This is a genomic window from Actinocrinis sp., assembly GCF_035650855.1.
GTDB lineage: Bacteria > Actinomycetota > Actinomycetes > Streptomycetales > Catenulisporaceae > Actinocrinis.
The window spans coordinates 1-9,455 of the sequence record NZ_DASRGV010000035.1 but is presented as its reverse complement, the minus strand read 5'-3'; the positions used below and the strand labels follow the sequence as shown (position 1 = coordinate 9,455).

Sequence of the window (9,455 nt, the reverse complement as noted above, 5' to 3'; positions counted from 1 at the left end):
GGTCTGCCATGTCTCCGACACCGTCTCCGGGATCCTCGCGCTGGCCGCCTCGGCCGAGCCGGGACCGGTGAACATCGGCAGCCCGCAGGAGCTCAGCGTGCTCGATCTGGCCACGCGCATCGTCGAACTCACCGGGTCCAGCTCCCCGCTCGCCTTCGTCGAGCGGCCGGTCGACGACCCGACGACGCGCTGCCCTGACATCACCCTGGCCCGCACTCAGCTGGGCTGGGAACCGAAAGTCGACCGCGACGACGGCCTGCGCGACACGATCGCCTGGTTCGCCGAGCGGACCGAGCAACACATGACCGCGGCCGCCGCCTGACCGGCGATCGCGGGCGACGGCTGCGCGGAGGGCACAGGGGCGCAGCGGCCGCGCAACACAGAGTCGAGTTTCACGGTCGGGCAAACGGCCGCTACACCTTCTGCACGACGTTCTGGGGAAAATACATGCGCGTTCTCGGCATCAACGCCGTTTTTCACGATCCGGCCGCCGCCCTGATCGTGGACGGCCGGATCGTGGCCGCGGCGGAGGAGGAGCGATTCAGCCGGCGCAAGCACGGCAAACGCCCGGTGCCTTTCTCTACGTGGGAGTTACCGGAACTGGCTGCGGCCTGGTGCCTGGCCGAGGCCGGGCTGGGGCCGGACGATCTCGACGCCGTCGCCTATTCCTATGATCCGCGCGAGGCGAAATCGGCCGAGGAGCTGGGGCTCGGCGATCCGTGGGACCACTTGCGCCAGATGTACGCACACCATGCGCCGGGGTTCATCGCCGAGGCGCTTCCCGGCGTCGATCCGGACACGGTAAGGCATGTGCCGCACCATGTCGCGCACGCGGCTTCGGCCGGGCTCGCCGCCCCCTTCGAGAATTGCAGCGTCCTGGTCTGCGACGGCCGCGGCGAGTCGGTTTCGCACCTTGCCGGGCGGTACGCCGGCGGCGAGCTGGAGATCCTGTCGAGTCAGTTCCTGCCGCACTCGCTCGGCCTCTTCTACGAGGAGGCCACGGATCACCTCGGCTTCCTGCGATCCAGCGACGAGTACAAGGTCATGGCCCTGGCTTCGTATGGCAAGCCGCGGTTCGCCGCCGAGTTGCGCCGGTCGGTCTATCCGCGCGGGGACGGCGGGTTCGTCAGCGAGCCGGTGCCCTGGTCGACGCTGACGAAGCGCCGGGAGCCGCACGAACCGTGGACGGATCAGCACGCCGACTTGGCCGCGAGCGTGCAGCTGGTGCTCGAGGAGGTGCTGCTGGATCTGGTGCGCTGGCTGCACGGCCGCACCGGGGACCGGGCGCTGTCGATGGCCGGCGGGGTCGCGCTCAACTGCGTGGCCAACTCGCGGATCGCAGCCGAGAGCCCCTTCGAGCAGGTGTGGGTGCAGCCGGCCGCCGGAGACTCGGGAACCGCGCTCGGCGGCGCGCTGCATGTGGCACGGCAACTCGGCGACGCTACCGATCCGATGACCGACGCCGCGCTCGGCCGCGGCTGGAGCGCGGAGGAGCTCGAATCCTGGCTGGTCACCGCGCACATCCCCTACCACAGGCCGGAAAGCGTGGCCGAGGAGGTCGCGCAGGCGCTCGCGGAGAACCGGATCGTGGCCTGGTTCCAGGGCCGCAGCGAATACGGGCCGCGCGCGCTGGGGCACCGCTCGCTGCTGGCCCACCCCGGGCACGCGGCGAATCTGGAGCGGCTCAACGACGTGAAGGGCCGCGAGCAGTTCCGGCCGGTCGCGCCGATGGTGCTGGCCGAGCGGGCGACGCAGATCTTCGACGGCCCGACACCGAGCCCTTACATGCTGTTCGTGCACCGGGTGGCGGCCGAGTGGCGCGATCGCATCCCGGCCGTGGTGCACGTGGACGGCACGGCGCGGATCCAGACCGTGGACAGGGCGCAGGAGCCGCTGGTGGCCGAAATGCTGGCGGGATTCGAGCGGCGCACCGGGCTGCCGGTCGTGGTGAACACGAGCCTGAACACGGCGGGCCGGCCGATGGTGGACAGTCCGCGCGACGCCCTTGAGTGCTTCGGCTCCTCCCCCGTGGACGTGCTGGCGCTGGGCCCGTTCGTGATCAGGCGCGGGGAGCTGGCGCAATGAGCACGAAGGCTGATACCGCCGAGCCGGCGCACGACACGCGGTACTCGATCGTCATACCGACGATCGGGCGGCCGAGCCTGCAGCACTGCGTGGACGCGTTGGCCACGGCTGCCGGGCCGCTGCCGGAGCTTGTCGTCGTGGTCGACGATCGGCCCGACACGCCCGATCCGCTGCCGCTCCACGTGCCGCAGGCGCTGGCCGACCGCACCACGATCGCGATGACCAGCGGAGGACGCGGACCCGCGGCGGCGCGCAACCTCGGCTGGCGCGCGGTGCCGGCGACGGTGCCGTGGGTCGTGTTCCTCGATGACGATGTAGAGGTCGAACACTTCTGGCGGACGCGGCTGGATCACGATCTGCGCGTCGGGCCGGACGTGGGCGCGGTACAGGGCGTCATCCACGTTCCGCTGCCAAGCCTGCGCAGGCCGACCGATTGGGAGCGCAACGTCGCAGGGCTCGCCGATGCGCGGTGGATCACCGCGGACCTGGCGTACCGGCGCGACGCCCTGGTCGAGAGCGGTGGATTCGATGAGCGGTTCCGCCGGGCGTTTCGCGAGGATGCCGACCTCGCGCTGCGGGTACAGGACGCGGGCTGGCGGCTGACCGTCGGCCAGCGCCGCACCCGGCATCCGGTGCGGCCCGCCGACCGGCTTGTCAGCATTCGGATGCAGGCCGGAAACGCCGACGACGTGCTGATGGCGCGGCTACACGGTCGCAACTGGTACCACAGGGCAGAGGCGGCTCGCGGCGCGCGTCGACGTCATCTGGCCGTTACGGCTCTCGGGACCGCGGCGCTGGCGGCCGGAGTGGTCCGAGGCATTCGGGGCCTGACGAAGTCTCCGACGGCTTCGAAGTCGAGCCGAAGTGCGGCCCTGCGCCGCGCCGGCTTCCTCGCTGCCGCGGGCTGGTTCACCGGGACCGCATCGTTCTTCACCGAACGCGTGCGTCCGGGGCCGCGCACCAGCGATGAATTGGTGGCGATGGCAGTCAGCAGCGTCGCGATTCCTCCTGTGGCGACCGCGCATTGGCTGCGCGGACTGCGGCGCTATCGCCATGTGCGTGCCGAGAGCTGGCCAGGCCGGCCGTTGGCGGTGCTGTTCGACCGTGACGGAACGCTGATTCACGACGTGCCGTACAACACCGATCCGGAGCGCGTCGCGCCGGTGCCCACGGCGCTGGAAGCACTCCGGCTGCTTCGCGATGCCGGGCTGCGCATCGGCGTCGTCACGAATCAGTCCGGGATCGGCAGAGGGCTGATCACGCCGGGCCAGGCCAAGGAGGTGGACGAGCAGGTACGCCGATTGCTCGGCCCCTTCGACGCCTGGGCCGTCTGCCCCCACGCGCCGGAGGACGGCTGCGACTGCCGCAAACCGCGGCCCGGACTGGTGTATCAGGCTGCTGCCGAGCTCGGCGTGCGGCCGGAGGACTGCGTCGTCATCGGCGATATCGGCGCGGACGTGGCGGCGGCGCGTGCGGCCGGAAGCCGCAGCGTGCTGATTCCCACGCCGAGCACCCGCATCGAGGAGCTGGCCGGGGCGCGGATCGCCGTCGACCTGCTCGCCGCGGCACGCTGGATCGTCGGCCAGGGCGATCCGGAACCGGCGAGCGCCCGCCGCACCCGCGAGGCCGCCGCAGGCCGGACCGCGAGCGGGAGCCGGCGATGAACACTGCGACCAAGCGCGGCCGGGTGTTGGCCGTGCGGCTGGACGGCCTTGGTGACGTCCTGCTGACCGGGCCGGCGCTGCGCGCGCTCGCGGCCGGTTCACGGCATGTGACGCTGCTGGCCGGTCCGGCCGGCGCCTCGGTCGCGCCGTTGCTTCCGGGCGTCAACGACGTGCTCGTCTACAAGGCGCCCTGGGTCGGGCCCAACCCGCAGCCGCTCGACGGCGGCTGCCTCCGGTTCCTGATGCGCGAACTGCTCCTCGGCGACTTCGACGAGGCCGTCATCTTCACCTCGTTCCACCAGTCGCCGCTGCCGGCCGCGCTGCTGCTGCGGATGACGGCGGTGCCCCGGGTCAGCGCCATCAGCGTCGACTACCCCGGCTCGCTGCTCGACGTGCGGCACCTCGTGGACGAGGACATCCCGGAAACCGAGCGCGCGCTGTCGCTGGCGCGCGCCGCGGGCTTCCCCCTTCCCCCCGATGACGACGGCCGGCTCGCCCTGCGCCATCCGCTGCCGGATGTCAGTGCTCTGGTTCCGGCGGAGCGCTATGTCGCGGTCCATCCCGGCTGCACCGCCCCCGCGCGTACCTGGCCGGTCGAGCGGTGGGCGCAGGCAGTACGCGAACTGACCGCCGACGGCCACCAGGTCGTGGTGACCGGCAGCAAGAACGAGCGGGAGCTGACCGCACGGACCGCCGGCGAGTCCGGAGCCGTGGACCTCGGCGGCCGCACCCGCCTGCCCGAGCTGGCCGCGGTGCTGGCCGGCGCGGCCGTGACCGTCGCGCCGAACACCGGTCCCGCGCATCTTTCCGCCGCCGCCGGGACCCCGGTGGTCAGCCTCTTCGCGCCGGTCGTGCCGGCCGTGCGCTGGGCGCCGTACGGAGTCGAGACCGTGCTGCTCGGCGATCAGGACGCTCCCTGCGCCGGCACCCGCGCCCGGGAATGCCCGGTCCCCGGCCATCCGTGCCTGTCCGGCGTGACCGCCCGCGACGTGGTCAGCGCCGTCGAGAAGCTGCTGGCCCCGGCCGGCCACCGAGAAGGAGGTGCGGCATGAGGATCCTGTTATGGCACGTGCACGGCTCGTGGACGACCTCCTTCGTGCAGGGACCGCACACGTATCTGCTCCCTGTCACCGAGCCGCGCGGTCCGGACGGCCTCGGCCGAGCGCGCACCTGGGACTGGCCGCGCAGCGCGATCGAGGTGCCGGCGCACGAGCTGCGCTCGACGCCGTTCGACGTGGTGGTTCTGCAACGGCCGCGGGACGCGCAGCTCGTCGTCGACTGGACCGGGCTGGTCCCGGGCATCGACGTGCCCGCGGTCTATGTGGAGCACAACACGCCACAGCAGGACGTGCCGAACACGCCGCATCCCGCCGCCGGCCATCCGGGCCTGCTCGTCGTGCATGTGACGGACTTCAACGACCTGTTCTGGGACTGCGGCAGCACTCCGACGACAGTGATCGAACACGGCATCGTCGATCCCGGTGAGCGCTATACCGGGGCGATCGCGCACGCCGCGGTCGTGGTCAACGATCCGGTGCGGCGCGGCCGGGTCACCGGAACCGATCTGCTGCCGGGCTTCGCCGAGCGTGCGCCCCTCGATGTGTTCGGGATGCGTGTCAATGCTCTGCGTCACTGTCCGGGTTTCCCGCCGGACCGCATTCACCTGCACGAGGACCTGCCGCAGGACGAGATGCACACCGAACTCGCGCGGCGGCGGGTGTACGTGCACCCGATCCGCTGGACCTCGCTCGGGCTCTCGCTGCTCGAGGCGATGCATCTCGGGATGCCGGCGGTCGCGCTGGCGACCACCGAGGCCGCGCGGGCGGTGCCGCCCGGCGCCGGGGTGGTCTCCCCGAGCGTCGCCGAACTGCACGAGGCGATGTGCGCCTTCATCAACGACAAGGAGTTGGCACGTGAAACGGGGGCTGCCGCGCGCGAGGCGGCGCTTGAGCGCTACGGGCTCAAACGCTTCCTCGAGCGCTGGGACCAGGTGCTGGCCGAGGTGAGCTCATGAGAATCGCACTGGTATCAGAACACGCCAATCCGATGGCCGCGCTCGGCGGGGCCGACGCGGGCGGACAGAACGTGCACGTGGCCTGCCTCGCCACCGGGATGGCCGCCTTGGGCCACGAGGTGACGGTGTACACCCGGCGCGACGCGGCCGACACGGCGGCGCGCACCCGGATGGGCCGGCGGGTCGTGGTCGAGCAGATCGACGCGGGCCCGCCGCGGCAGGTGTCCAAGGACGACCTGCTGCCACATATGCCGGTCTTCGCGCGGGAGCTCGCGGCCCGCTGGAAGGCTCAGCGGCCCGACGTGGTCCACGCGCACTTCTGGATGTCCGGACTGGCCTCGCTCGAGGCCGCCGAACCCTTGGGCATCTCGGTCGTGCAGACCTACCACGCGCTCGGCGTGGTCAAGCAGCGGTATCAGGGATCTGCCGACACGAGCCCGCCGTCGCGCATCGAGACCGAGCGCGAGATCGGCAAGACCTGCGCCAGGATCGTGGCGACCTGCAGCGACGAGCTGTTCGAACTGGTGCGGCTCGGCGTGGACCGGCGGCATATCTCGGTCATCCCGTGCGGCGTGGACCTGGAGCGCTTCACTCCGCAGGGCCCGGTCGCCCCGCGCGGCCGCAGGCACCGGCTGCTGGCGATCGGCCGGCTCGTGCCGCGTAAGGGCTTTGACACGGCGATTCGGGCGCTGGCGCAGCTGCCGGAGGTGGAGCTGGTCATCGCGGGCGGTCCGCCCGCCGACCAGCTGTGTGACGAGCCCGAGGCCCACCGGCTGCGTCAGATCGCTGCCGAGCGCGGCGTCGCGGACCGGGTCAAACTGCTCGGCGCCGTGCCGCGCGGCGACATGCCGGCGCTGCTTCGCTCGGCCGAGCTGGTGCTGTGCACGCCGTGGTACGAGCCTTTCGGCATCGTGCCGCTCGAAGCGATGGCCAGCGGCGTCCCGGTCGTGGCGAGCGCCGTCGGCGGGCTGACCGACACGGTGCTCGACGGGGTGACCGGCGTGCTCGTCCCGCCGCGCGCGCCGGACGCACTCGCTGACGCCCTCAGGCCGTTGATCAAGGACGGCGAGCTGCGCAGGCAGCTGGGACTCAATGGCCTGCTGCGCGCCAGATCGCGTTACGGCTGGCCGCGGATCGCGCGCCGCACTGCGGAGGTGTACGGCCGGCTCGTGGCCGAAGGGAGCGAGAGGATCGAGGAGGCGGTGAGCCGATGATGTCGATCGAACAGGTGTTGCGCGACCGGCTGAGTCAGGTCACGTATGCGCTGCGGACCTCCGACGTGCTCGCCGAGACCTGCGCCGAGTGGGGCCGCCAGCTGGCCGACGCGCTGAGCGCCGGGCACCGGTTGCTGGCCGCCGGAAACGGCGGCAGCGCGGCGCAGGCCCAGCACCTGACCGCCGAGCTGGTCGGCAGGTTCCGGGACGAGCGCCGGCCGTTCTCGGCGATCCCGCTGCACGGCGACACCTCGGCCACTACGGCGATCGGCAACGACTACGGCGCCGACGAGGTCTTCGCCCGGCAGGTCGAAGCGCACGGGAGGTCCGGCGACGTCCTCATGCTGCTGTCCACCAGCGGCCGCAGCGGCAACGTGATCGCCGCGGCGCAGCGGGCCCGGGCGGTGGGTATGCATGTCTGGGCCCTGACCGGTCCGGCGCCCAACCCGCTCGCGACGCTGGCGCACCGGTCGATCTGCGCGCACGGCCCTGATACCGCGACGGTGCAGGAGGTTCATCTGGTGGCGCTGCACCTTGTCTGCGAAGCGATGGATCTCGCGCTCGCGCGCGAGGAACCACAGCTTCTCAGCCGCGACGTGGACGGCAGCGAGGTCCGGCACCTTCCGCAAGCCGCGCCGATCGGAGTTCCCCGATGACGATCGGTCCGCTTGTCGTCATCGGAGACGCGCTGCTCGACCGCGACCTCGACGGCGCGGTGCGACGGCTGTGCCCTGATACTCCGGCGCCGGTCGTCGACGAACCCATGGTCCGCCCACGGCCTGGCGGCGCAGCGCTGGCAGCGCACCTGGCGGCACGGGCCGGGCACCAGGTGACGCTCGTCTGCCCGCTCGGCGATGATGCTCACGGCCAGATGCTCAGGGAGCTCATCGATCCGCGCATACGCCTTGTCGCGCTGCCTTGGCCGGACGCGATCGCGCAGAAGACGAGGGTTCGCGTCGATGGCAGGACGCTGCTTCGTATCGACCATCCGGCGCAGCCGTACACCGGCGATCCGGGGCTGCGGCTCACGGAGGCGTTCGAAGGTGCCGGCGCGATCCTCGTGTCCGACTACGCCGGGGGCGTCACCTCGAATCACGCCGTACGCGATGCTCTGACTGCGGCCGCTCGTCACGTGCCAGTGGTCTGGGATCCGCATCCGCGCGGCGCAGCACCCGTCCCCGGCACCCTGCTGGCGACGCCCAATCAGGCCGAGGCGGCCGCCGCCGCCGCGATGTTGCCCGGCGCCGCGGCAGCGCGCGGTTCGGCGGCCGTCAGAGCAGCCGCGGAGGCAGCGGACAAACTGCGCACCGCCTGGCCGGTATCGCAGCTCGCGATCACACTTGGCGCGCAGGGAGTGCTACTGCGCGGAGCGGCCAACACGCAGTTGATCCCGGCTCGCGATATCGCGCCGACCGACGCCTGCGGCGCCGGGGACGCATTCGCCGCCGCGACCGCAGCGGCGCTCGCGTCAGGCGCGCTGCCGTCAGAGGCCGTGGTCGCGGCAGTCGACGCCGCGGCGTCGTTCCTCGGTGCCGGTGGCGTGTCAGCCCTCGACTCCGCATCCGACGTGTCCGACGCGTCCCCCTTCGCTGCTGCCAGATTAGCCACCACCACACATGCCGACCTGCCGCGCCCCGCCGCGGCCCTCCCCCGCCCCGCCGACCCCTTCGAGCTCGCAGCAAAGGTCCGAGCACACGGCGGCACCGTCGTCGCGACCGGCGGCTGCTTCGACCTGCTGCACGCCGGTCACGTGCACTGCCTGCGCACGGCGCGAGCGGCCGGAGACTGCCTGATCGTGTGCCTGAACTCCGACGCCTCCGTACGCCGGCTCAAGGGCGCCGGTCGGCCGCTGAACAACGAGGCGGACCGCGCGGCCATCCTCGAATCCCTCAGCTGCGTCGACGCGGTCGTGGTGTTCAACGAGGCCACGCCCGAGGAGACGCTGCGGCGGCTGCGCCCGGACGTCTGGGTCAAGGGCGGCGACTACGCGGCCGACGACCTGCCCGAGGCGCCGCTCGTGCGCGGCTGGGGCGGCAGAGTCCTGACGGTGCCGTACCTGTCCGGCCGGTCGACCACCGGCCTGGTCCGCTCGGCCCGCAATGAAGCAGCCTGATCCCGCAGCCTGATACCACTGACGAAGCAAGCCGAGATGACCACGATCACTAACGCCACCACCTTCCCCGTCATCACCGGCAGCGCCGCCGAGAGCACCGCCGCCAGGCCCCGTGTGCTGCTGTTGCGCGCGCTCGGCCTCGGCGACTTCCTCACCGGCGTGCCGGCCTACCGCGCCGTGCGGCGCGCGTTCCCTGAGCACGAGATCGTGCTCGCCGCGCCCGCGCAGTTCGCCCCCCTGGCCGAGCTGACCGGCGCGATCGACCGCCTGCTGCCCGCCGACGAGCTGGAGCCGGTGCGCTGGCCCTGGCCGCACGACGCCCCGGAGCTGGCCGTCGACCTGCACGGCAACGGACCGGCCAGCCG

The 9,455-nt window shown here is 72.1% G+C and carries 8 protein-coding genes and 1 pseudogene; all 9 read left to right on the top strand.

Annotation, left to right across the window (positions count from 1 at the left end):
* Positions 1 to 322: pseudogene (locus VFB40_RS03035) on the top strand (SDR family NAD-dependent epimerase/dehydratase); the annotation flags it as partial.
* A gap of 125 nt (positions 323 to 447) precedes the next feature.
* On the top strand, positions 448 to 2,085 hold the full coding sequence (locus tag VFB40_RS03030) for a carbamoyltransferase family protein (protein ID WP_324847711.1): 1,638 nt from the start codon (positions 448 to 450) through the stop codon (positions 2,083 to 2,085).
* A complete protein-coding gene (locus tag VFB40_RS03025; protein WP_324847710.1) occupies positions 2,082 to 3,749 on the top strand; it encodes an HAD-IIIA family hydrolase in 1,668 nt (555 codons plus the stop codon). Before VFB40_RS03030 ends, VFB40_RS03025 begins: the two co-directional genes overlap by 4 nt.
* Positions 3,746 to 4,801 (top strand): glycosyltransferase family 9 protein, encoded by a 1,056-nt coding sequence (locus tag VFB40_RS03020; RefSeq protein ID WP_324847709.1) that lies wholly within the window; start codon positions 3,746 to 3,748, stop codon positions 4,799 to 4,801. The genes VFB40_RS03025 and VFB40_RS03020 overlap by 4 nt, the downstream gene beginning before the upstream one ends.
* Complete coding sequence (locus VFB40_RS03015; RefSeq protein WP_324847708.1) at positions 4,798 to 5,763, top strand: glycosyltransferase; 966 nt, start codon at positions 4,798 to 4,800, stop codon at positions 5,761 to 5,763. Before VFB40_RS03020 ends, VFB40_RS03015 begins: the two co-directional genes overlap by 4 nt.
* Complete coding sequence (locus VFB40_RS03010; RefSeq protein ID WP_324847707.1) at positions 5,760 to 6,977, top strand: glycosyltransferase; 1,218 nt, start codon at positions 5,760 to 5,762, stop codon at positions 6,975 to 6,977. Before VFB40_RS03015 ends, VFB40_RS03010 begins: the two co-directional genes overlap by 4 nt.
* Positions 6,974 to 7,633 (top strand): D-sedoheptulose-7-phosphate isomerase, encoded by a 660-nt coding sequence (locus VFB40_RS03005; protein WP_324847706.1) that lies wholly within the window; start codon positions 6,974 to 6,976, stop codon positions 7,631 to 7,633. Before VFB40_RS03010 ends, VFB40_RS03005 begins: the two co-directional genes overlap by 4 nt.
* Positions 7,630 to 9,090 carry a D-glycero-beta-D-manno-heptose 1-phosphate adenylyltransferase gene (gene rfaE2 / locus VFB40_RS03000; protein ID WP_324847705.1) on the top strand — a complete coding sequence of 487 codons (1,461 nt, stop codon included), beginning with the start codon at positions 7,630 to 7,632 and terminating at the stop codon, positions 9,088 to 9,090. Before VFB40_RS03005 ends, rfaE2 begins: the two co-directional genes overlap by 4 nt.
* A gap of 36 nt (positions 9,091 to 9,126) precedes the next feature.
* A partial coding sequence (locus VFB40_RS02995; protein WP_414642013.1) for a glycosyltransferase family 9 protein occupies positions 9,127 to 9,455 on the top strand: 329 nt, incomplete at its 3' end.